The following is a 22,948-nucleotide window of genomic DNA, read 5'->3' as shown; positions in this document are numbered from 1 at the left end:
ATATTTTGCGTGTCACACAATACATACACAATATGTGTAGATGTGTAGTGTGGCTACGGTGTGTAGACAGAAGATGTTCCGTCTGTACCTTATATTGGTTGTGTTCTTTTTGCAAAGACTTATCACATAATTATCCCGTAATGCCCGTATAGCAACAAGTCTTAATTCTTAATTAAATTATAGTATTTCTCTTCTCAGATCTTCTGCAGATTTAGGAGATAGCGCACCTAGAGGGATATCATATACCGTTACTGCACCAGTTTCTCCTTTTTGAGCTAATTTATATACAGCACGTGAGAAAGCTACTAATACACTAGCAGTGAACTCAGGGTTACTCTCAAGAGTTAGTCCAAATTCTATATTTTGTTTAGTCTCTGTCCCTGTGATACCAGATCTAAATACTTTGCCACCATGAGGCATAGCAGAGTGATTTGCTTTAAGTTCTTCCTCAGATATAAAGTGTACTGTAGTGTTATAATCAGCAAAGTAGTTAGGCATTGTTTTGATAGTATGTTCTATGATAGAAGTATCAGCACCATCTTCTGCTACTACATAACAGATACGCTCATGCTTCTCAGCTGTAGTTAACACAGGGTTCTCTCCTTGGCGAACTCTATCTAAAGCACTGTCAATAGGAATAGTATATTGTACACCGCCTTTAACCCCGGAGATACGTCTAATCGCATCAGAGTGTCCTTGGCTTAGCCCTTTTCCCCAGAATGTATATGTTTCTCCTTGAGGTAAGATACTTTCTCCTAATAATCTAAGCATAGAGAACAGTCCTGGATCCCATCCTGTAGAGATAAGACTCAACTTATTGTGATCTTTAGCTGCTTTGTTTACCGTATTAAAGAATTCAGGAATCTTAGCATGGGTGTCAAAGCTATCAACTGTATTAAACCACTGTGCGATATAAGGCACTTGCTCAGGGAGATCAGTAGAAGAGCCACCACAGATAATCATTACATCGATGATATCTCTATAATCTGTGATTTGATCGATATGTATCGCTTTGGCTTCAGTAGGAATGCTTTGAGGATCTCTTCTAGTGAAGATAGCTATTAACTCTAAATCAGTATTTTGGCGAATAGCAAGTTCTACACCTTTTCCTAAGTTTCCATAACCTACAATACCTATTTTGATAGCTTGATTAGAAGTATTCATATTTTTATTTTAAAAGTCTGTACAGTCCCTCTAGTTGTAGGGAGTTTCGTTTATAAGGGAGCTAATTTAATTAAAACTTTAGACTTACTGTAGACTAAATTGGTTATCCTTAGTAGCTCACGCATCTTTCCTTGGTTCACTATGAATAAAATAAGCTCTTTAGGTCATTTCCTTATTAGCTAGAAGGGATTGGATATGTAATCTCAAAAGGAGTTAAAGTTTTTTTGTATATTTGCAGAGTATTTTGCTTTAAGTCAGAACCTTGTCTGAATATTTTTTAGCTTGAAAGTATATAAATCAAAGCAAAAATACTTCTTCGTTTAACTTTAAAAAGTATTATATTTTTTAAGGCTAAAAACTCTCATTTAGTACTATTGTTTTCAAATTACTAAAAAATCCTTGTCCCTTTTTTCGAGTGTTTATGCGGTATTCATCGGTGTTTCTTCGGAAAAGCCCCCTTTTTTGCAATACTTTTCCGAACAACTTCCAAACAACGCCCGAACAAAGTGCTTTTTTTAGCTATTAAACCTTCGTAGTTATTAGGATTGAGTATGGTTCGGTAATTACAGAACTAACATTTTGAGAATAAAAATTAGTGCATTATAAGAACGGTAAAAAGTACTATTTGTGTTTTAATGGCAATCTAAGTATTGAGGGGAATTATATAAATCAAATAATTTATAATCAAGATCGAGTGTTCAGCAATATGTTTTATACACTAGATAAAATATAAATTTCCTAATTTTAGCCTTGAAAAATAAAAATAGTATGGAAGAGGCACAAGTGATAATAGATCGTATATATAGTTATCTAGACAGGTATGGTTTAAAAACGAATACAGATACTGTAGAGGATTTGATTGCTTTTATAGAGGAGCAATGGAACTTAGCTGATGAAAGTAAGTATTGTATATATGATGCGTCTATCATTATAGGACGTATGACTACTGAATATATAAGATTAAGAGAGTTTGAGAAGATGATGTTTTGGCTTGATGAAGGTGATAAGCATAGTAATAAAGATAGAAATCCTGAGTATGTACGCAATTATTATAAAGGAGAGTGTTGTTTAGAGTGTGGAAATGAAAAAGCTGCTCTGCATTATTTAAATTTGTGTTATGCTGTAGAGCCAGAGTATATCTTTACAAGAGCTCCTTTTTGCTATGAGTTTTTTAATCAACATTTAGAAAATCCTGTACAGTTGTCAGAGCCTATAGAAGGGGATGAGGTAGAAATAGAGATGGAGTTAGAACTACCTTTGTGGAAAGCCTTTTTTAAGATGGAAGAAGCTATCCGATGTGAAGTATTACTAGATTATATAGAAGATGAGGTAGATGAGAAGGAAGCAACAGAATTAATGAATCGAATAGTAAAGGACGTTCAAGAGAATGAACAGACTATTCTAGAAGAGTTATTGAGTAAGCTAGTTTCTAAATACGAGAAGTGGCAAGTGCAGTATGGATATGAAGGAGAGGATAAAGAAACTTTTATGCCTGATATTGTAGATAAGAATCAGTTCGGAATGTTGATTACACCGATGACTATCTATATTATACCAGAATCATGGACAGAACCTCCTCATATAGGATATCTCTTTGATTGTTCATGGGATAGAGAACATGCATTAGGATTCATGACTTATGACCATAAGGTAGGGCATATTGGTGGAGCAGATAGTGCTTTTTGTTTGTAGAGGAGTTGAATTATGTAAATTAATACACACCCTTCAAGGTATATACCTTGAAGGTTTTTTTGTTGTTAATCTATATTTATCCAAAAGAATTAGGTTCTATCATTTTAAAAAGTTAATAAACAAAACAGATTATTAGTCATAGCTTATTTTTTGTTTGATTTTTTAATTAATTATTAACATTTTGGTAATTGATGCGTAATGTTAAGGTTAACTAGTGAAGGTAGCTTTGCTTCAACAAAAAATGATAAACTAATGAAAATTAACTACAAATTACCAACTTGGATTTTAGGTCTAGTTATGACTGCGTCTGTAGTAGGGTGCCATGATGATAATAATTCAGGTAGTGGCGAAGGGGAAAACAATGGTGACAAAATTGTTTTAAAGAATCATTCAAAAACACCAGCTTTTGTTTACGCGATGCCTGGTTTTGAAAAATTAGAGATTTTTTCTCTTATTTCGAGTGAAGATAAATTAAGTGAATCTCCTGATTTCGTGTTTGGAGGACAACCTGATGGGGCTGGTTTTATGAAAGATCCTAAAGGAGATGGATATTTGATGATTACAAATCATGAGATTATGAAATCTGTTTCTCGTGTTTATTTAGATAAAACATTTAAACCTGTTAAAGGAGAGTATATTGTAGATGGAATAGGAGGGATTACAAGGCTTTGTTCTGCTACTTTAGCAAAACCAGAGATACATGGTTTTGGACCTGTATTCTTGACAGCTGGAGAGTCGGGAGAAGAAAGTATGGTACATGCTATTGATCCTATGGGATCTACTGATCTTAAATCTAATCGAGATAGAGTATTGCCAGCGTTGGGTAAAGCAAGTATGGAGAATGCAGTTCCGCTTCCTTTGGATGTTTCTAATGGGAAAACGATTGTTTTAATTGGGGAAGATCAAGGGTATTCTTCTAATCATCAAAGTGCAGGGCAATTAATTATGTATGTTGGAAATAAAGGTGATCTTCAAGGAGGAAAATTATATGCATTAAAACGTAAGTCAGGAGGATATACTGAGATGGATATGAAAAAAGGAATGGAGTATGATGTAGAGTTTGTAGAGATACCAGGCGCTAAAGATATGACTGGAGCTCAGATTAATCAAAAGAATATGGAGCTAGGAGTTATTCGCTTTTCTCGAGTAGAAGATGTTGATTATAGAAAAGGTGCAGGAAAAGGAAATGAAATTTACTTTACTGCAACAGGTCAAGCAAGTGGAGGTAATCCTGTAAATGGTTTTACGATGTGGGGAAGAGTATATAAACTAGTATTAGATAAAAACGGTATGATGACAGGTAAATTATCTGTTGCTGCAGAGGGAGATAGTGATCCTGGTAAGAACCTAATCAATCCTGATAACCTATGTGTGACTGAGAATTATGTATATATTCAAGAAGATGGAGATTCTTATTATGCCGATGCAAAACATGATTCTTATATCTGGCAATATAAAATAGCTGATGGTTCTTATAAACCATGGTTGAATATGAAGCACAATAGAGAAGATGCAGAGTGGCAAAAGAATTATAATCAATCTGGAAATCTTCAGAAATTTGGTTCTTGGGAGTTTGGAGCAATGGAAGATATCTCTGAGTTGATAGGTGTTCCAAATACTTTTTCTGTTAATATTCACTCGCATACTTGGCAAAAAAATGAATTTGTTGATGCAGATAAAGCGGGTGTGAACAAGAATAAAGAAGGAGGTCAGGTAGTGATTATTCGCAACGTAGAAAAATAGTTTAAGTTCTAATGTTTTGTAACCTCTAGTAGTATCTTATTTACTACTAGAGGTCTTTTTTTAGATTTTATGAAAACAATTAAATACACTTTTTTGATTGTTTTGGTTTTTTGTTTATTTAGTTGTTCTAACAAAACCAAAATATATGAAAATATTACTTATAATAACTATTTATTGACTCAAGTAGATAGTTTAGAAACGACAATAAATAATTTAGTAGATGCAGTAGAACAAGGTAAAGATAGTACTGTTGTTAGAAATGCGTTCGTAGAGAGTAGAAAGGCTTATAAAAAGATAGAGTGGGCAGTGGCTTATTTTTTACCTCATACAAGTAAATCAATTAATGGACCTGCCCTAGATCAACTAGATTTAGATGAGAATAAATATGTACCTGCAGAAGGGTATCAGGTTGTAGAAGAATATCTATATCCTGTCTATGATCTAGAAAATCATAGTGAACTACTTATTGATACAAAGAGGTTAAAAAATTTTGTACTGAGTATACGCAAGAATTTTGAAGTAATTACCATTTCGGAAGATATAGTTTTAGAGGCATTAAAGATGGAGTTGTTTCAGATTACAGCTTTAGGGATTACAGGTTTTGATACTCCAGCAAGTAAATTGTTATTTGTGGAAGCTGCCGCTAGTCTATCAGGAGTTAAACAAGTATTGGAGTTATCGAAGAATTGGCAGAATACAGCTTCTTATCCAGAAGTGAAATTATTATTAGATAAAGCTATAACTATCTGTCAAAAAAATCCTAACAAGGACAGTTTTGATTATCTAGATTTTATTACTTCGTATTTAGATCCCATAGCAAAAGGAATTGTAGGGATACAAATGGACTTAGAGATTCCTTTTAAGGATGGTAATCAAGTGGTAAAAGGTAGTGTGAACTCACTTTTTGATAAGGATTTGATTAATTTAAATGCTTTTTTACCAGACTCTACTTACTATTTAACGCTAGCAAAGGTTGCTCTAGGTAAAGAATTGTTTTTTGATAAAAAGCTTTCTAAAGATAGTTTTAGAAGCTGTGCTGATTGTCATCATCCAGATAAGGCCTTTAGCGAGCCTTTTAAAACAGCATTAGACCTAAAAGGTCAACCGCTTCTGCGCAATACACCTTCTCTAAATTATGCAGCGTATTATCACGGGCAGTTTTGGGATATGCGCAGTGTTACTTTAGAGAGTCAGTCTTCTGATGTAATCACAAATAAAGATGAGATGCATGGAGATTTAAAACAAATAGTAGCTCATCTTAACGAAGAAGAAAAATACAAAAAACAGTTTAAAACAGTATACCAAACGGAAAAAGAAATAGAAGTATGGCAATTAGAAAATGTATTAGCTTCTTATATTCGTTCTCTTTCTGTCTTTAATTCTCGTTTTGATCAGTATATGAGAGGTGATAAACAAGCTTTAACTTCTCGTGAAAAGAAAGGATTCAATTTATTTGTGGGAAAAGCACAGTGCGCAACTTGTCATTTTATGCCAGTATTTAATGGGACAGTTCCTCCGTTTTTTGTGAAGTCGGAACAAGAAGTATTAGGAGTACCAGCAGATAAAGAAGGTAAGGTTTTAGATCGTGATTTAGGGAGGTATATATTTAATACAGATCTACCACAATTAAAACATTCATTTAAGACACCTACTGTTAGGAATATTGGAGAGAGCGGTCCTTATATGCATAACGGCGTGTATGAGACCTTAGAAGAAGTAATGGATTTTTACAATAAAGGAGGAGGATTAGGTATGGGACTAGAAGTAGAAAGCCAAACCTTACCAGAAGACCCTTTACAGTTAACAGAGGGTGAAATTTCTGATATAGTATTATTTATGAAGGCATTAAGTGACCAATAATAAAAGTTAAATTCGTTTTAAAGCTCATGGTGTAGAACAATACATTGTGAGCTTTTTTAGTTATAGAAGTAGAGTAGAAGAGTTTCTTGTGATTTATTGAAAAAAGAGTACTTTTAGCACTCAAGTTTAAAAGAAATGTTATGGGTTTTTTTGATAAATTATTTGGAAAAGGCGTTAAGGAGGCAAATACTGTTGAATTAGAGACACAATATCAACAATTTTGGGATTGGTTTATTGCTAATGAGTCAAAATTCTATAAGACAATAGAAAATCATGAACGTGTAGTGGAGGATTTTATTGACATTGTCAGTCCTAAGTTAAAGGCTATTAATCCAGACTTTAATATGCTAACTGGGATGGGAAAAGATGGGATAGGAGAACTAATTATTTCTCCTGATGGTAGAGTAAAGTCATTGCCTTTTGTAGATGATTTTATTAGAATAGCTCCTGATCATGAAAGATGGCGTTTTATCAGTTGTAAACCGAGTGTAAAAGGAATAGGGTTAAATATGAATGGTTTTTTACTAGATGAAGAGACAGTTTCATTTACACCTATTCATGATGATGAGTATCCAGATTATATTCATTTACGTTTTATAATTAAAGAATGTACTCCTGAGAATGAAGAAGAAATAGGGAATGCTCTTTATATGTTTTTAGACAATTATCTAGGTGAGATTAAGACAATGACCATGATAGATTACTTAGAAGTGAAAGGGATAGAAGGTATTGAAGGAGAGTTAATTACAGTGTCTAAGTTAAGTGATTATTTAAGTTATAGAGAAGCAGAGTTTGTAGAGAAATATGACAGTGTAATACGAAATAGTTCAGAGGATACTTATTCTATCTTAGAGAGTAATACTAATAATGAGCCCTTAATAGTGGTCGTGAATACTAGTTTTTTAAATTGGGACCAGAAGATGTCTTATCCATGGGTAGTGAAAGTTTCTATAACTTATAATGGACGTGAGGATGGGCTACCAAATAAACAAGATGTCACGACTATGGATGAGATAGAAGATCTAATTCTCGAATCAGGAATCTTGCATAGTGTGGCCAGAGAGACAGGTTCTGGAGAACGCACTTTATTCTTTGCGACAAAAGATTATAAAAGCGCATCTAGGGATGTATTTAAGACAATAGGTTTATTTACAGATCGATTTGATATTTACTATACGATTTATAGAGATAAGTATTGGATGGGGTTAGAAGTGTATACTAGAGCTATCAATAATGGCTAGTGAATATAATATGGTTTAGGTGATAGTTTTAATTTTTATTTAAATCATTTTATTTATTATCTATTTAGTAATGAGATTAGTTAGTCCGGATATTGAGATTTATATAGTTGGTAAAGCTGTCAGAAAAAGTGTTAAAACAAGGATAAAACCTAAAAACACAAGGGTAGCAAATATGAAAATCTAAATAGTTATCCTATATTTGGGATGCTAAAAAAAGAGATCATGAAAATTTTAATATCGCCTGCTAAGAGTTTAGATTACACAACAGCAGTGCCTGTAGAGAAAGCTACAAAGGCTTCATTTATCAAAGAATCAAAAGTGATTAATGAAGTATTGCAATCTAAAACTCCGATGGATTTAGAAGCTTTAATGAAGATTTCTAACAATTTAGCAGAACTAAATTGGAAGAGAAATCAAGAGAGGGCTTTTGTGAAAAAAGCAGGAAAAGAAAAAGACTTTAAGCAAGCAGTTTTTGCTTTTAACGGAGACGTTTATGCAGGATTAGATGCTTATAGCTTAACAGCAGATAAGATAGAAGTATTACAAGAAAAATTGAGAATATTATCAGGTCTTTATGGCTTATTAAAACCTTTGGACGAAATAGAACCATATCGTTTAGAAATGGGAACTAAGATGGCTGTAGGAGCAAATGCAAACCTATACGAGTTTTGGAAGCCTATTCTAGCAGAGGCTCTAAATAAAGAAATGAAACAAGGTGAGTTGTTAATCAACTTAGCGAGTAATGAATACTTTAGTGCGATTGATAAAAAAGCGATAAAAGGCACCATAGTAACACCTGATTTTAAAGAATTAAGAGATGGTAAGCTTAAAACAATCAGCTTCTATGCTAAAAAAGCAAGAGGAATGATGGTGCGCTATATCATAGATAATAATGTGAATGATATAGAAGGGGTGAAGAAGTTTAATGTGGATGGGTATGCGTGGAGTGAAACTGATTCTAAGGGTAATAATTTAGTGTTTACAAGATAAAATTTTATATACCACCAATATACAAATATGGAATTAGTACATTATATTACTTCAGATGTGTTTACAATCGAGAAGTTAAATGAGATTTTAACTCAAGGTCAAAAAATACAGTTATCTGAAGAAGCAAGAGCGAATATTGTGAATTGTCGTATGTATCTAGACGATAAAATGGCTAAACAAGCAGATCCTATCTATGGGATTAATACAGGGTTTGGTTCATTGTGTAACGTTAAAATAGACAATGATAACTTATCTCAATTGCAAGAAAACTTAATGATGTCTCACGCTTGTGGAACAGGAGAGATTGTTCCTGAAGAGATCGTTAAGATTATGTTGTTGTTAAAAGTGAAGTCTCTTAGTTATGGTAACTCAGGGGTTCAGTTAGAAACAGTAGAGAGATTAATTGATTTCTTTAATAATGATATTCTTCCTGTAGTTTATAACCAAGGGTCTTTAGGGGCTTCAGGGGATTTATCTCCACTAGCACACTTGACATTGCCGTTGATTGGAGAAGGGGAAGTATTCTGTGATGGATTTAGACAGCCAGCCAATAAAGTGCTAGCTAATCATGGATGGGAACCAATTAAATTAAAATCAAAAGAAGGATTGGCCTTGTTAAATGGAACTCAGTTTATGAGTGCTTATGGGTGCTATATCCTTTTGAAATCAAAGAAATTATCTTATTTAGCTGATGTTATAGGGGCTATTTCTTTAGAAGGTTTTGATGGTAGAATCGAGCCGTTTAACGAATTAATTCATTACGTAAGACCTCATAAAGGACAGATAGAGACAGCGCAATTCTTCAATGAAGTTTTAGAGGGGTCTGAATTGATTAGTCGTCCAAAAGAGCACGTCCAAGATCCATACTCATTCAGATGTATTCCGCAGGTACATGGAGCATCAAAAGACGCTATCGATTATGTGAATCGCGTGTTTAAAACAGAGATTAACTCTGTGACAGATAACCCAAATGTATTTTATAAAGACGATATAATAGTTTCTGGAGGTAATTTCCATGGACAACCATTGGCATTGGCGTTAGATTTCTTAGGAATTGCCTTAGCTGAATTGGGAAGTATATCAGAGCGTAGAACTTATCAATTGATTTCAGGACTGAGAGGCTTACCAGCATTCTTAGTGTCTAATCCAGGTTTAAACTCAGGGTTTATGATTCCTCAGTATACAGCTGCGAGTATTGTAAGTCAGAATAAACAATTAGCAACTCCTGCGAGTGTGGATAGTATTGTGTCAAGTAATGGACAAGAAGACCACGTAAGTATGGGGGCTAATGGGGCTACAAAGACGCTACGCATAGTAGATAATTTAGAGCGCATTCTAGCTATAGAATTGATGAATGCAGCACAAGCATTAGAGTTCAGAAGACCTGCGAAATCAAGTGAGTTCATTGAATCTTTCTTGAAAATTTATAGAGAAGAAGTTTCTTTTGTAGATGTTGACCGCATTTTACATTATGATATAGAAAAGTCAATAGCATTCTTAAGTTCATTTCAAATAGATTTAGAAGCTTAAGACTTATAAAATTATAGGAATATTAGGATTAACCGCATCTTTCTTTCTAAAAGGGGTGCGGTTTTTTTAATATATATGCTATATTTGTATACGTTTATAAAAATGATTCTCATTGGCCAACATTAATAAACTTAAAATCCTAAATGATCCTATTTATGGATTCATTTCTATACCAAATTCTTTGGTATATGACTTAATTGAACACCCTTATTTTCAACGATTGAGAAGAATCTCTCAAATGGGAGTGTCTTATCTAGTATACCCTGGTGCTCATCACACTCGTTTTCATCATGCTTTAGGTTGTATGCATTTAATGCAAAAAGCGGTACAAGTTTTGCGCTTTAAGAATGTAGAGATTTCTGAAGAAGAAGAAAATGCTTTATACGTAGCTATTTTACTTCATGATATCGGTCATGGACCTTTCTCTCATGCGATGGAAGAAAGTATCGTAGAGGGAGTTCATCACGAAGAGATTTCAATCTTGTTTATGAATCGTTTAAATAAAGAGTTTGAAGGGAAGTTAGACTTAGCAATCAAGATATTTAAAGGCGAATATCATCGCAAATTTATGTTACAATTGATTTCAGGTCAGTTAGACATGGATCGTATGGATTATTTGAAAAGAGATAGTTTCTATAGTGGAGTAGCAGAAGGTAATATTAATTCAGAAAGATTAATTCAAATGTTGAATGTCGTTAATGATGAATTAGTAGTTGAAAAGAAAGGTATTTACTCTGTAGAGATGTTTTTGATCGCACGCAGATTAATGTATTGGCAAGCATATTTACATAAGACAAGTGTGTGTGCAGAGTTAATTTTAGTGCGTGTATTAAAACGAGCAAAAGAATTAACTCATAAAGGAGTAGAATTATGGTGTAGTGAGTCTTTACAATTTTTTTTAAAGAATCAGATAGAAGAAGGAGATTTCGATCAAGTAGGGTTAGAGAAATTCGCTTTATTAGACGATTCAGATATTCTAGGAGCTCTTAAATCATGGCAATTCCATAATGACTTTATTTTGTCAGAATTGAGTAAAATGATTATTAATCGCGAGCTATTACGCATTGAATTTGTCTCAGACAAAGAGGAAACTAAGTTAAAGTTAAATAATATGCTTGATAAAGTGTCTAAGAAATATTCTATTTCTAATGAGGCTTCAAAATACTTTGTATTTAAAGGTAAAATGGAGAATCAAGCGTATAGTAAAGATAAAGAGCCTATTATGATACTTAAAAAAGATGGGACAACAAAAGATGTGTTATCGGTATCAGATGAACTAAACCTTAAATCATTGACGAAAGTGGTGACAAAGTATTTTGTTTGTTATCCAAAAAACGTTTTTGAAAGTTAAATTTCAATTATATTTTATATTTTTGCCTCGATGAAAATAGCAGCAGAACAAATAGCGTCAGTATTAGAAGGAGAAATTGTAGGGAATCCTATGATAGAAGTAAGTACATTGGCTAAGATAGAGGAAGGAACAGCAGGTTCAATTTCTTTTTTAGCAAATCCTAAATACGTACACCATATATATACAACAAATGCCTCTGTGGTTATCGTTAATAAGACTTTCGAACCAGAGCATCCAATAACAGCAACTTTAATTAAAGTAGATGATGCGTATAAGGCATTCTCAAAATTACTAGAGTATTACAATCAAGTGAAATTAATGAAATCTGGAATCGAACAGCCTTCAGTTATATCAGAAGGAGTAGAGTACGGAGATGATTTATATTTAGGTAGTTTTGCCTATATTGGTAAAAATGTTAAAATAGGAAATAACGTAAAAATATACCCTAATACATTCGTAGGAGACAATGTACGTATTGGGGATAATACAGTTTTATTTGCAGGAGTTCGTATTTACTCAGAATCTGTAATAGGAGCTAATTGTACTTTTCATGCAGGAGTAATTATTGGATCTGATGGATTTGGTTTTGCACCTAATCCTGATGGGACATTTAATAAAGTTCCTCAGATAGGTAATGTTATCATTGAGGATAATGTAGAAATAGGTGCGGCGTCTACTATAGATAGAGCTACATTAGGATCTACAGTTATTCGCAAAGGAGTAAAGTTAGATAATCAAATTCAGATAGCTCACAATGTGGAGATAGGAGAGAATACAGTAATCGCTTCTCAAACAGGAGTGGCGGGATCTACAAAGATTGGAAAAAACTGTATGATAGGAGGGCAAGTAGGTATAGTAGGACATTTGACAATAGGTGATAATGTTCGTATTCAGGCTCAGTCAGGAGTAACTAAAAATTTAGAGAATGGTGCGGCAGTACAAGGTAGTCCAGCATTGCCTCATAGTGATTTTTTAAAGTCATATAGTTACTTTAAAAACTTTTCTAAGATTGTTAGTGACATAGAGTCAATTAAAAAGAATATAAAATAAGAGCCTTTCAAAATATTTAAAGAGATTTAATTATGGTTAAACAAAAAACCATCCAAAGCGAAGTAACACTTAGTGGTGTAGGTTTACATACAGGTCAATTGGTAACAATGACTTTAAAACCTGCTCCAATCAATAATGGTTTTACTTTTGTACGTATGGATTTAGAGGGACATCCAATTATAGAAGCGGATGCTAATTATGTTGTAAATACACAACGTGGTACAAACCTTGAAAAAAAGGGAGTAAAAATACAAACAACAGAGCATGTATTAGCAGCTTTTGTAGGATGTGATTTAGATAATGTTATCATTGAGTTAAACGCATCTGAGCCTCCTATTATGGATGGGTCTTCTAAATACTTTGTTGAAGCAGTTGAAAAAGCAGGTATTGTAGAACAAGATGCTGAACGTGAGGAGTACATCGTAAAAGAAGTTATTTCTTTTGTAGATGAACAAACGGGAAGTGAGATAATCGTTATGCCTTCTGATAGTTACCAAGTGACTGCAATGGTTGATTTTGGTACTAAAGTATTGGGTACACAGAATGCTACATTGAAATCAATGTCTGACTTTAAAGAAGAGATTTCTGAAGCACGTACTTTTAGTTTCTTACACGAGCTAGAAGCATTACTTGCTAACGGATTGATTAAAGGAGGAGATTTAAATAATGCTATTGTTTATGTAGATAAGGATATATCTCCAGAAACAATGGAACACCTTAAAAAAGCATTTGGCAAAGAAGAGATTGCTGTTAAGCCAAATGGAGTTTTAGACAACTTAACATTACATTATCCTAATGAAGCTGCACGTCACAAATTACTTGATGTAATCGGAGATTTAGCTTTAATAGGAACAAGAATTAGAGGTAAAGTTATTGCAAATAAACCGGGACATTCAGTGAATACTAACTTTGCTAAGAAAATGTCTAAGATTATTCGCAATGAAAAGCGTAACCAAGTTCCATCTTATGATTTACATGCAGAACCATTAATGGATGTAAATAAAATTATGGCTTTATTACCTCACAGACCTCCATTCTTATTAGTAGATAAGATTTTAGAGATGTCTGATAAGCACGTAGTAGGACTTAAGAATGTAACGATGAATGAACCATTCTTCGTTGGACACTTCCCTGGTGCACCAGTTATGCCAGGAGTTCTTATCTGTGAAGCAATGGCTCAATCAGGAGGAATTCTTATCCTAAGTACTGTACCAGATCCAGAAAACTACCTTACTTATTTTATGAAAATGGATAATGTGAAGTTTAAAAACAAAGTACACCCTGGTGATACTTTAGTTTTTAAATTAGAGCTTATTACACCAATAAGAAGAGGGATATGTCATATGCAGGGATATGCGTATGCCAATGGAAAATTAGTAGCTGAGGCTGAATTAATGGCTCAGATTTCAAAAATAACAAATAACTAAGAATATGAATCAGCCTTTAGCATATGTACATCCTGGAGCTAAAATAGCTAGAAATGTTGTTATAGAACCTTTTACAACCATTCATAATAATGTTGAAATAGGGGAAGGAACATGGATAGGATCAAATGTTACTATCATGGAAGGAGCTCGCATCGGAAAGAATTGTAAGATTTTTCCTGGAGCAGTTATTTCAGCAGAACCACAAGATTTAAAATTCGAAGGAGAAGTTACAACAGTTGAGATAGGTGATAATACAACTATTAGAGAATGTGTAACAATCAATAGAGGAACAAAAGATAGATATAAAACAGTAATTGGAGAGAACTGTTTAATCCAAGCATACAGTCATATCGCTCATGACTGTATCGTAGGAAATAACTGTATTTTTTCTAATTCTAGTACTTTAGCTGGACACGTTACTGTAGGAGATTATGTTGTATTAGCAGGATTAGTTGCTGTACATCAATTCTGTACTATTGGTTCACATTCATTTGTGACTGGAGGTACATTAGTACGTAAAGACGTTCCTCCTTATATTAAGGCAGCACGTGAACCTATTTCTTATGCTGGTATTAACTCAGTAGGATTGAGAAGAAGAGGATATTCTCCAGAAAAAATCAGAGAGATTCAAGAGATCTATCGTATTTTATATCAAAAGAACTATAATACAAGTCAAGCACTTGAAATTATAGAGGCAGATATGGAAGCAACTCCAGAAAGAGATGAAGTTTTAATGTTTATCCGTAATTCATCAAGAGGAATTATGAGAGGATATTCAGGAATATATTAGTAATACTAAATAAATTAAAAGAATGGCAACAACAGCTGATATTAGAAATGGTTTATGTATCCAATACAACAATGATATTTATAAAATTGTTGAGTTTTTACACGTTAAACCTGGAAAAGGGCCTGCATTTGTTAGAACAAAAATGAGAAGCGTTACTAATGGAAGAGTATTAGAAAATACTTTTTCAGCTGGTCACAAAATAGATACTGTAAGAGTAGAAACACATAAATTCCAATATTTATACCCAGAGGGAGATCAGTTCCACTTTATGAATGTTGAAACTTATGAGCAAATTACGCTTTTAAAAGACGTATTAGATGCTCCAGAATTATTAAAAGAAGGTGAAACTGTAATGGTTCAAATTAATTCAGATACTGAATTACCATTAGCAGTAGATATGCCTGCTTCTGTAGTTCTAGAAGTAACTTATACTGAGCCAGGAGTAAAAGGAAATACAGCTACAAATGCTACAAAACCTGCTACTGTTGAAACAGGTGCTATTGTCAATGTACCTTTATTCATCAATGAAGGTGATAAAATTAAGATTGATACATCAAACAGCGCTTATTTGGAGCGTATTAAGGAGTAATCACTTTATAACGAAGTAAGATGCGTTTTGCAAAAGCTCAAGATTTACAAACAATAGCTGAGATTATCGGATGTAAATTTGTTGGAGATTCTAATTTTCCTGTTTATGGAATGAACGAAATTCACGTTGTTCAAGAAGGTGAAATCGTTTTTGTGGATCATCCTAAATATTATGATAAAGCATTAAATTCTAATGCGACGATCATTTTAATTAATAAAGATGTAGAGTGCCCAGAGGGTAAGGCTTTATTAATATCTGATGATCCGTTTAGAGATTTTAATAAATTATCTAAGTTCTTTAACCCGTTTAAACCAGCAACTGAGGTACAAGCTAAAGATGCTATTATCGGGGAAGGAACAATCATTCAACCTAATGTATTCATTGGTCATAATGTAGTGATTGGTAAAAATTGTGTTATTCATCCTAATGTAGTTTTATATGATGGAACTATTATAGGGGATAATGTAGTTATTCATGCTGGAGCTATACTAGGTGCTGATGCGTTCTACTATAAAAAGAGACCAGAAGGATTTGATCCATTAGTATCTTGTGGAAGAGTAGTTATCGAAGATAACGTAGGTATCGGTGCTGCATGTACTATAGATAGAGGTGTGACAGGAGATACTACTATTAAAGAGGGAGCTAAAATAGATAATCAAGTTCATATCGGACATGATACTGTAGTAGGTGTACGTTCTTTAATTGCGGCTCAATGTGGTATCGCTGGTTGTGTGGTCATAGAAGATGAAGTAACGCTATGGGGACAAGTAGGTACTACAAGTGGTATCACTATTGGAACTAAAGCTGTTGTTTTAGCTCAATCTGGAGTATCGAAATCGTTAGCTGGAGGCAAGGTTTATTTTGGTTATCCTGCAGAGGAATCAAGAGATAAATTAAAGCAACTAGCTAGTATTAAGAGAATACCAGAATTAGTAGAGAAAACTAAGCATTTATAGTATTTGACATTCGTGTCTGACATAAATCAGGTTTCTTGAGATTGAAAACAAAGAATGTTATTAATTAATCAATTAATCTTACTTATAAGGGGTAAAAAGTTTTAATAGTAATTAGAATTGTTTATTTTTGTGTAAGTAAGTTTAAATAAATAAAAACAAGATCATGAGTGTTTTAGTAAATAAAGATTCAAAAATAATCGTTCAGGGATTTACTGGAAGTGAAGGTACATTCCACGCTTCACAAATGATTGAGTACGGAACAAACGTAGTAGGTGGTGTGACTCCAGGAAAAGGGGGAACTACTCACTTAGAGCGTCCAGTATTCAACACAGTTTCAGAAGCTGTAGAAAAAGCAGGTGCTGATACTTCTATTATTTTCGTACCACCAGCATTTGCTGCTGACGCTATAATGGAAGCTGCTGATGCAGGGATCAAAGTTATTATCTGTATTACAGAAGGTATTCCAGTAGCGGAAATGATCAAAGCTTACGACTATATCAAAGGTAGAGACTGTAGATTAGTTGGACCTAACTGTCCAGGAGTTATTACTCCAGGTGAAGCTAAAGTAGGTATTATGCCAGGTTTCGTATTCAAAAAAGGTACAGTTGGAATCGTTTCTAAATCAGGAACTTTAACTTATGAAGCTGCTGATCAAGTTGTAAAACAAGGTTTAGGTATTACAACAGCTATCGGAATTGGTGGAGATCCAATCATTGGAACAACTACTAAAGAAGCTGTACAATTATTAATGGCTGATCCAGAAACTGAAGCAATCATTATGATTGGTGAGATTGGTGGTCAATTAGAAGCTGATGCTGCTCGTTGGATTAAAGAAAATGGTAATAAAAAACCAGTTATCGGATTCATCGCTGGAGAGACTGCCCCTAAAGGAAGAACAATGGGACACGCTGGTGCTATCGTAGGTGGAGCTGATGATACAGCTGCTGCTAAGAAACGTATCATGAGCGAATGTGGAATCCATGTTGTTGATTCTCCTGCTGAGATCGGTAAAAAAGTAAAAGAAGTTTTAGGATAATTCTATTCTAAAATAAAACAAATAAGGAAGGCCTATACATCATGTATAGGCCTTTTTGTTTAAAAATATTTTTGCTGTATTTTCAATATTCTTGATTACTCATCAGCTTTTTTTAAATATCGCTTTTATAAGAGATCTTTTGTTTAGTATATTTAGGTTTGATATCATAATTTATACTTAATTGAAGGTTAAAAATTAAGTATGTTCTTAATGAATAATTTATTAGCTTGTGTTTAATAATGGAAATTAACAGAATAAAAAAATAATCCATTTTAATGATAGGAGTATTTGTGCTAATAAAAATCTTATGTATATTGTAATGCGCTTACAAAATAAGTAATAGTTATGTCTTTTTACTAGTAAGTATTGATTTAGAACCCTAACCAAACTATAACTATAGCAATTGAAAAATTGTTTTATTTCAAAAAGAGACTCTTTATTAAGAGTCTCTTTTTTTATTCTTTATCTAATAAGTATAAGTAAGCAGGAGGTAAGTGGTGTGACATTATATTTTCAGGTTTATGAAACTTGATTTGATATTCTGTATCCTTGAGTCCATCTAATATAATTGGGTTACTACATCTCGCATAGTTACTATTTAGAACATATTTAGGCTCTACTAATTCTGGAAGTTGTTTATGAACCAGGTTAAAGACAAAGGAACCTAGATATTTCTTATATTTCTTGACACTTTTTTCGGTAGGCTTTTTTATACCATTAAAAATACTAGTAGCAACCATTCTCTTAGGCCAAGTAACTTTTTTTAATGCTTTTTTTACCTCGTGATTTGCTAAAGGGCTAATTTCGTTAAAGTCTCTAAAAGTCTGTGTTGTTGGTGGAAGTTCAGGAACCCAGTCTTGGGTATTAATAACAGAGTAACTCCAACTTTTAGCTAGTTTCTCATATTGATAACTAAAGTAAAGATTCCCAGGTTTAGGAGGAGCAATCGCATAAGTCTTAAACTGTAAGTCTTTTGGTAATTTTCCTTCTAGTTGTTGATTCATTAAATTAGCTGTTATTAGATAAGCTATAGCAGCACCTTGGCTATGACCAGAGATAATAAAGTCTTTATGGTTTTTCTGAACTAGACTATCTAACTTAGGTTTAATATCTTCCATTAAATACAGAGAGGCTATAGCCCATCCTGCATGAACAGTTGCTCGTTCATCTTGAGATAGTTTGTAACTAACTTTTTTAGTATTATTTAATTGTATTTCTCCTGATGAAGGAATCATAGCTGCATAATAATTAGCTAACCAACTAGCTCCCTTGTTTACAGATCCTCTAATAACTATTTCTACAGTATTTGTTTTTTCATTGTGGTATAATGCCCACATATTAGTCAATCCCATTTCTGGTGATCTGTAAGTGTTTTTATAACCAGTGAGGTTATAAAGAGAATCTATAGGAAAAGCTTTATGAATATCAGTAGCTAATTGTAAACTGTTGTATATTTCTTGTTTATCAGCTATTGGTTTTAAGTTTTGTGCAAAACTGATAGAAGTAGAACAAAGTAAGAGGAGATAAATTCTTTTTATCATAGAAAAGGACTTTACTAGTGTTATTTAGTTAAATATTTACACGATTCAAATCAAAGTTACACTTTTAAATTTTTGAATTCCGTTAAAAATGTATAAATTAGATGTAAACTTTAAAAAAAGAGATATGGCTAATTCATTTGTAAAAACTGTAAAAGATCGAATTAAGAACTGGTATATACCTGTAATCATTGGTATACTTTTTATAATAGGAGGAATATATATGTTTAGTACTCCTATTACAGCATATGCTTCACTAACTATTATCTTTAGTTGTATGTTTTTAATTGCTGGTGTATCTGAGATTATATTTGCTTTTTCTAATCATGATCAACTCGATGGTTGGGGATGGTTGCTTTTCTCAGGAATTATAGATGTAGTATTAGGTGTTATTTTGATTGGAACGCCTACGTTATCGGCAGTAGTTCTTCCTATTTATGTTGGTTTTGGATTAATGTTTAGATCTATTAGAGGAATGGGAACAGCCTTTGACCTTAAAAACTACGGTGTAAAATCATGGACAAGCTTATTTATTTTTGCTCTACTTGGGTTAGTATTTTCATTCTGTATGTTGTGGAACCTTGAATTTGGTGCATTTACCATTGTATATTGGACAGCATTCTCATTTATATTATTAGGAGTTTACAGTTTATTGTTTGGTTTCTTCTTGAGAAGGATAAAAAAATATTCAGGAAAGGTTGATCAAGAGCTGTTAGAGCAATATGAAAGGATTCAAGAAGAAGTTCGAAAGAGATTACACGATAAATAAGTATAATTATTTGATAAAGTTTATTGGGTGTTGTAAAAAATGCATATTTTGCAAGTAATAAATAAAAGAGATTATGAAAAAAATTGCAATGCTATTTGCCTTTGTAGCTACATCACTATTAGTTGGGTGTGAAGGGTCTACTGGACCACAAGGACCTCCAGGACCAACTATGTATCCTTATGTAGAAGAATTTGAATTAAGTTTTACAAAAGACTTGAATAGTACTATTCAAGGACAACTTATTAAACATCCAGACGGATTTGTAGATGGTGACTTGGTGTTCGTTTTTATAGCTGATAAATTTAGTAATGATGGTAAGCCTCTTTTTTCACCTTTACCTACCAGATACTTTGTAGATGTAGATAAAGTAGAAAAAGAACTTGAATATAGTTATAATTATTCTCCATATGATACAGAAATCGTTGCAAGAGCTAATGCTCCTCTAGGTTTTTTTAATGGAGATGGAGATAAACATGAAGGCTTTATAAAGAATATGATTTTTAGAATAGTATACATTCCTGGAAGTACACCTGTAATAGGTACTAAGTCTAATAATAGTAAAGAAAGTGAGAAGACTACCTTATCATACGAAGAAATTGTACGCAAGTATAATTTAGAAGATGTAAAAGTAGTTAAGAAGTACTAGAAAATAATATTTAAAAGGTAGAGGCGCTAAGTTTCTACCTTTTTTTGTTTCTATAGGCAAAATATAAGGGGTGTTAGTGCTCTTGAATGTACTTTTTTTAAAAAATATTACAAAAATATAGGGGGTATGTGTTGTTTTTAATGACTTTTATTTAAATTTGTACTCACAAAACAGGGGGTGTCCCTTCAAAAAATATTAATTATGTCAACATTTCGTTTTCGAGCAATTGAAAAAGCAGCATCTAGAGAAGCTGTAAAGGTAGAAGAACTGGGTAGAAAATCATTGATCTTTGGTGATCACGTATTTAATGACAAGTCAATGCGACAATTTTTAACTCCAGAAGCTTATCAGGCAGTTAAGAATGCACAACTAGGAATTAAAATAGACCGTCGATTAGCTGAGTACATTGCATTGGGAATGAAAGAGTGGGCGCTATCGAAAGGAGTAAGTCACTATACTCACTGGTTTCAACCACTGACAGGAACGACAGCAGAGAAGCATGATGCTTTCTTTGAGACGTCTTTTGATGGTGATCCTGTTGAAAAATTTAATGGTAGTCAATTAGTACAACAAGAGTCAGATGCTTCAAGTTTCCCTAACGGAGGAATTAGAAATACATTTGAAGCAAGAGGGTACACAGCTTGGGATCCTACCTCTCCTGCCTTTATTTTTGGTTCAACATTGTGTATTCCTACTGTATTTATCTCTTATACTGGTGAGGCTTTAGATAATAAAACTCCTTTATTAAAGGCGCTTAATGCAATAGATGATGCTGCAACTGAAGTAGCTAAATTCTTTGATAAAAATGTAAAGAAAGTAACGACTACTTTAGGGTGGGAGCAAGAGTACTTTTTAGTAGATAGTGCTTTAGCTGCTTCTAGACCTGATATTCTTACTACAGGAAGAACATTATTAGGGCATACAGCTGCTAAAGGACAACAATTAGATGACCACTATTTCGGTTCTATTCCAACTAGAGTACTGAATTATATGCATGATTTAGAGAATCACTGTATCTTATTAGGTATTCCTGTTAAGACTAGACATAATGAAGTAGCTCCTAATCAGTTTGAATTAGCACCTATATTTGAGGAGGCTAACTTAGCAGTGGATCACAACTCTTTATTAATGGATGTAATGAAAAAGGTAGCTGAGAAGCATCACTTTAAAGTATTATTCCATGAGAAACCATTTAAAGGAGTTAATGGTTCTGGTAAACACAATAACTGGTCATTGGCTACAGATACTGGTGTGAACTTGTTGAGTCCTAGTAAAACACCTAAGAGTAACTTACAGTTCTTAACCTTCTTTATCAATACGATTAAAGCTGTAAATGATAATGAGGAGCTTTTAAGATCAGCTATTGCTTCTGCTAGTAATGATCACCGTCTTGGAGCGAATGAAGCACCACCGGCAATTATGTCTGTATTTATTGGACAACAATTGACTAAGGTTCTTAATGAATTGAAAGAGGTGACAGATGGTAAACTTTCTCCAGAAGAAAAAACAGATCTTAAATTAAATGTAGTTGGAAAAATTCCAGATGTATTATTAGATAATACAGATAGAAATAGAACTTCGCCATTTGCTTTTACAGGTAATAAATGGGAATTCAGAGCAGTAGGATCTACAGCTAACTGTGCTGGGCCTATGACTGTATTAAATACAATAGTAGCTAAACAGCTTAGAGACTTTAAAAATGAAGTGGATGCACTAGTAGAAAAAGACGGATTAAAAAGAGACGAGGCAATCTTCAATGTATTAAGAGAGTATATTAAAGATAGCGAGAGAATTCTTTTTGAAGGTGATGGATACGGTGATGAGTGGGAAAAAGAAGCAGTAAAAAGAGGATTGAGTAATAATAAGACAACTCCTTCTGCTTTAAGAATTAAGAAAGATCCTAAAGTGATTTCTATTTTTGAGGAAATGGGAGTAATGACTAGTATAGAGATGCACGCTAGATACGAGATTGAGCTAGAAGAATATGTAAAACGTCTTCAGATAGAAGGACGTGTGTTAGGAGATATCGCAAGAAATCATGTAATACCAACGGCTATCAAGTATCAAAACTTAGTAATTGATAATGTGAAAGGTCTTAAAGAGATATTCGGTGCTGAAGATTTCGGAACGATTGCAGCAGAGCAATTACAAATGATTAAAAAGATATCTCATCATATAGAGCAAATTAATGCTAAGGTTACTGAGATGACAAATGAGCGTAAAAAAGCGAATCTAATAGAGGATGTTGAACAACAAGCTCATGCATACTGTGATGTTGTAAAACCTTATTTTGATATTATCCGTTACCACAGTGATAAATTAGAATTAATGGTAGATAATGAACTTTGGACATTAACGAAGTACAGAGAATTGTTATTTACGAACTAAAAATAGTGATAAATTGAAAAAAAGACGACTTATGCTTCTTAGCTAAGTCGTCTTTTTGTTGGTATATATAAAGAGTTTTACGGTATTATGTATAGTATTACCACTCTTTGAGGATGGTATTTGTTGTATTTTTCGTGACTAAAGTATATTTTATTTATTTTGTTAATTAGTATGTAAAAATATATTAC

The 22,948-nt window shown here is 33.2% G+C and carries 18 protein-coding genes; 16 read left to right on the top strand and 2 right to left on the bottom strand.

The annotated features are described in order from the left end of the window. Positions 1-177: 177 nt before the first annotated feature. A complete protein-coding gene (locus HX049_RS10310) occupies positions 178-1,164 on the bottom strand; it encodes a diaminopimelate dehydrogenase (protein ID WP_286415723.1) in 987 nt (328 codons plus the stop codon). Positions 1,165-1,932: 768 nt separating this feature from the next. Between HX049_RS10310 and HX049_RS10305 the strand changes: the two genes are divergently transcribed. The 13 genes from HX049_RS10305 (at position 1,933) to sucD (ending at position 17,419) form a co-directional block, all read left to right on the top strand. Beyond that, on the top strand, positions 1,933-2,856 hold the full coding sequence (locus HX049_RS10305) for a DUF6985 domain-containing protein (protein WP_286415722.1): 924 nt from the start codon (positions 1,933-1,935) through the stop codon (positions 2,854-2,856). 198 nt (positions 2,857-3,054) lie between these two features. Beyond that, positions 3,055-4,599: a hypothetical protein gene (locus HX049_RS10300; protein ID WP_006261156.1), complete on the top strand. Its 1,545-nt coding sequence runs from the start codon at positions 3,055-3,057 to the stop codon at positions 4,597-4,599. A 69-nt stretch (positions 4,600-4,668) separates the two neighbouring features. Next, a complete protein-coding gene (locus tag HX049_RS10295; protein ID WP_286415721.1) occupies positions 4,669-6,459 on the top strand; it encodes a cytochrome c peroxidase in 1,791 nt (596 codons plus the stop codon). A 140-nt stretch (positions 6,460-6,599) separates the two neighbouring features. Continuing rightward, complete coding sequence (locus HX049_RS10290) at positions 6,600-7,700, top strand: DUF695 domain-containing protein (RefSeq protein ID WP_286415720.1); 1,101 nt, start codon at positions 6,600-6,602, stop codon at positions 7,698-7,700. A 222-nt stretch (positions 7,701-7,922) separates the two neighbouring features. Continuing rightward, complete coding sequence (gene yaaA / locus HX049_RS10285) at positions 7,923-8,690, top strand: peroxide stress protein YaaA (protein ID WP_286415719.1); 768 nt, start codon at positions 7,923-7,925, stop codon at positions 8,688-8,690. A gap of 27 nt (positions 8,691-8,717) precedes the next feature. Further along, on the top strand, positions 8,718-10,220 hold the full coding sequence (gene hutH / locus HX049_RS10280; RefSeq protein ID WP_286415717.1) for a histidine ammonia-lyase: 1,503 nt from the start codon (positions 8,718-8,720) through the stop codon (positions 10,218-10,220). A 112-nt stretch (positions 10,221-10,332) separates the two neighbouring features. After that, the gene (locus tag HX049_RS10275) at positions 10,333-11,571 is read left to right on the top strand and encodes an HD domain-containing protein (protein WP_006258924.1); all 1,239 of its coding nucleotides are present in this window, start codon (positions 10,333-10,335) and stop codon (positions 11,569-11,571) included. Positions 11,572-11,601: 30 nt separating this feature from the next. Next, positions 11,602-12,621 carry a UDP-3-O-(3-hydroxymyristoyl)glucosamine N-acyltransferase gene (lpxD, locus tag HX049_RS10270; RefSeq protein WP_286415716.1) on the top strand — a complete coding sequence of 340 codons (1,020 nt, stop codon included), beginning with the start codon at positions 11,602-11,604 and terminating at the stop codon, positions 12,619-12,621. Positions 12,622-12,653: 32 nt separating this feature from the next. Then, the gene (locus HX049_RS10265) at positions 12,654-14,048 is read left to right on the top strand and encodes a bifunctional UDP-3-O-[3-hydroxymyristoyl] N-acetylglucosamine deacetylase/3-hydroxyacyl-ACP dehydratase (RefSeq protein ID WP_006258922.1); all 1,395 of its coding nucleotides are present in this window, start codon (positions 12,654-12,656) and stop codon (positions 14,046-14,048) included. 4 nt (positions 14,049-14,052) lie between these two features. Beyond that, positions 14,053-14,838, top strand: coding sequence for an acyl-ACP--UDP-N-acetylglucosamine O-acyltransferase (gene lpxA / locus HX049_RS10260; RefSeq protein WP_286415714.1), 786 nt, complete (start codon positions 14,053-14,055; stop codon positions 14,836-14,838). A gap of 22 nt (positions 14,839-14,860) precedes the next feature. Then, positions 14,861-15,427 (top strand): elongation factor P, encoded by a 567-nt coding sequence (efp, locus tag HX049_RS10255; protein ID WP_286415713.1) that lies wholly within the window; start codon positions 14,861-14,863, stop codon positions 15,425-15,427. Positions 15,428-15,447: 20 nt separating this feature from the next. After that, complete coding sequence (locus HX049_RS10250) at positions 15,448-16,383, top strand: UDP-3-O-(3-hydroxymyristoyl)glucosamine N-acyltransferase (protein WP_286415712.1); 936 nt, start codon at positions 15,448-15,450, stop codon at positions 16,381-16,383. 163 nt (positions 16,384-16,546) lie between these two features. Further along, complete coding sequence (gene sucD, locus HX049_RS10245; RefSeq protein ID WP_025124332.1) at positions 16,547-17,419, top strand: succinate--CoA ligase subunit alpha; 873 nt, start codon at positions 16,547-16,549, stop codon at positions 17,417-17,419. A 455-nt stretch (positions 17,420-17,874) separates the two neighbouring features. Here sucD and HX049_RS10240 read toward each other — a convergent pair whose 3' ends face one another. Then, complete coding sequence (locus HX049_RS10240) at positions 17,875-18,960, bottom strand: lipase family protein (RefSeq protein WP_286415711.1); 1,086 nt, start codon at positions 18,958-18,960, stop codon at positions 17,875-17,877. Between the two features lie 124 nt (positions 18,961-19,084). Here HX049_RS10240 and HX049_RS10235 point away from each other — a divergent pair, with 124 nt between their 5' ends. From HX049_RS10235 to HX049_RS10225, 3 genes are all read left to right on the top strand, one after another. Continuing rightward, positions 19,085-19,726, top strand: a complete 642-nt coding sequence (locus HX049_RS10235; protein ID WP_286415710.1) for an HdeD family acid-resistance protein — start codon at positions 19,085-19,087, stop codon at positions 19,724-19,726. 73 nt (positions 19,727-19,799) lie between these two features. Then, positions 19,800-20,372 (top strand): hypothetical protein, encoded by a 573-nt coding sequence (locus HX049_RS10230; protein ID WP_286415709.1) that lies wholly within the window; start codon positions 19,800-19,802, stop codon positions 20,370-20,372. Between the two features lie 201 nt (positions 20,373-20,573). Then, complete coding sequence (locus HX049_RS10225) at positions 20,574-22,760, top strand: glutamine synthetase III family protein (protein WP_006263537.1); 2,187 nt, start codon at positions 20,574-20,576, stop codon at positions 22,758-22,760. Positions 22,761-22,948 lie beyond the last annotated feature (188 nt).

The sequence above is a fragment of the Myroides odoratimimus genome (assembly GCF_030326305.1).
Classification (GTDB): Bacteria; Bacteroidota; Bacteroidia; order Flavobacteriales; family Flavobacteriaceae; genus Flavobacterium; species Flavobacterium odoratimimum_A.
Note: the sequence above shows the minus strand (reverse complement) of the source record. Positions and strands in the feature narration are given on the sequence as shown.

Coding starts and splice junctions, on each gene's coding strand:
- HX049_RS10310 (WP_286415723.1), bottom strand. CDS start 1,164: ATGAATACTTCTAATCAAGCTATCAAAATAGGTATTGTAGGTTATGGA.
- HX049_RS10305 (WP_286415722.1), top strand. CDS start 1,933: ATGGAAGAGGCACAAGTGATAATAGATCGTATATATAGTTATCTAGAC.
- HX049_RS10300 (WP_006261156.1), top strand. CDS start 3,055: ATGTTAAGGTTAACTAGTGAAGGTAGCTTTGCTTCAACAAAAAATGAT.
- HX049_RS10295 (WP_286415721.1), top strand. CDS start 4,669: ATGAAAACAATTAAATACACTTTTTTGATTGTTTTGGTTTTTTGTTTA.
- HX049_RS10290 (WP_286415720.1), top strand. CDS start 6,600: ATGGGTTTTTTTGATAAATTATTTGGAAAAGGCGTTAAGGAGGCAAAT.
- yaaA (WP_286415719.1), top strand. CDS start 7,923: ATGAAAATTTTAATATCGCCTGCTAAGAGTTTAGATTACACAACAGCA.
- hutH (WP_286415717.1), top strand. CDS start 8,718: ATGGAATTAGTACATTATATTACTTCAGATGTGTTTACAATCGAGAAG.
- lpxD (WP_286415716.1), top strand. CDS start 11,602: ATGAAAATAGCAGCAGAACAAATAGCGTCAGTATTAGAAGGAGAAATT.
- HX049_RS10265 (WP_006258922.1), top strand. CDS start 12,654: ATGGTTAAACAAAAAACCATCCAAAGCGAAGTAACACTTAGTGGTGTA.
- lpxA (WP_286415714.1), top strand. CDS start 14,053: ATGAATCAGCCTTTAGCATATGTACATCCTGGAGCTAAAATAGCTAGA.
- efp (WP_286415713.1), top strand. CDS start 14,861: ATGGCAACAACAGCTGATATTAGAAATGGTTTATGTATCCAATACAAC.
- HX049_RS10250 (WP_286415712.1), top strand. CDS start 15,448: ATGCGTTTTGCAAAAGCTCAAGATTTACAAACAATAGCTGAGATTATC.
- sucD (WP_025124332.1), top strand. CDS start 16,547: ATGAGTGTTTTAGTAAATAAAGATTCAAAAATAATCGTTCAGGGATTT.
- HX049_RS10240 (WP_286415711.1), bottom strand. CDS start 18,960: ATGATAAAAAGAATTTATCTCCTCTTACTTTGTTCTACTTCTATCAGT.
- HX049_RS10235 (WP_286415710.1), top strand. CDS start 19,085: ATGGCTAATTCATTTGTAAAAACTGTAAAAGATCGAATTAAGAACTGG.
- HX049_RS10230 (WP_286415709.1), top strand. CDS start 19,800: ATGAAAAAAATTGCAATGCTATTTGCCTTTGTAGCTACATCACTATTA.
- HX049_RS10225 (WP_006263537.1), top strand. CDS start 20,574: ATGTCAACATTTCGTTTTCGAGCAATTGAAAAAGCAGCATCTAGAGAA.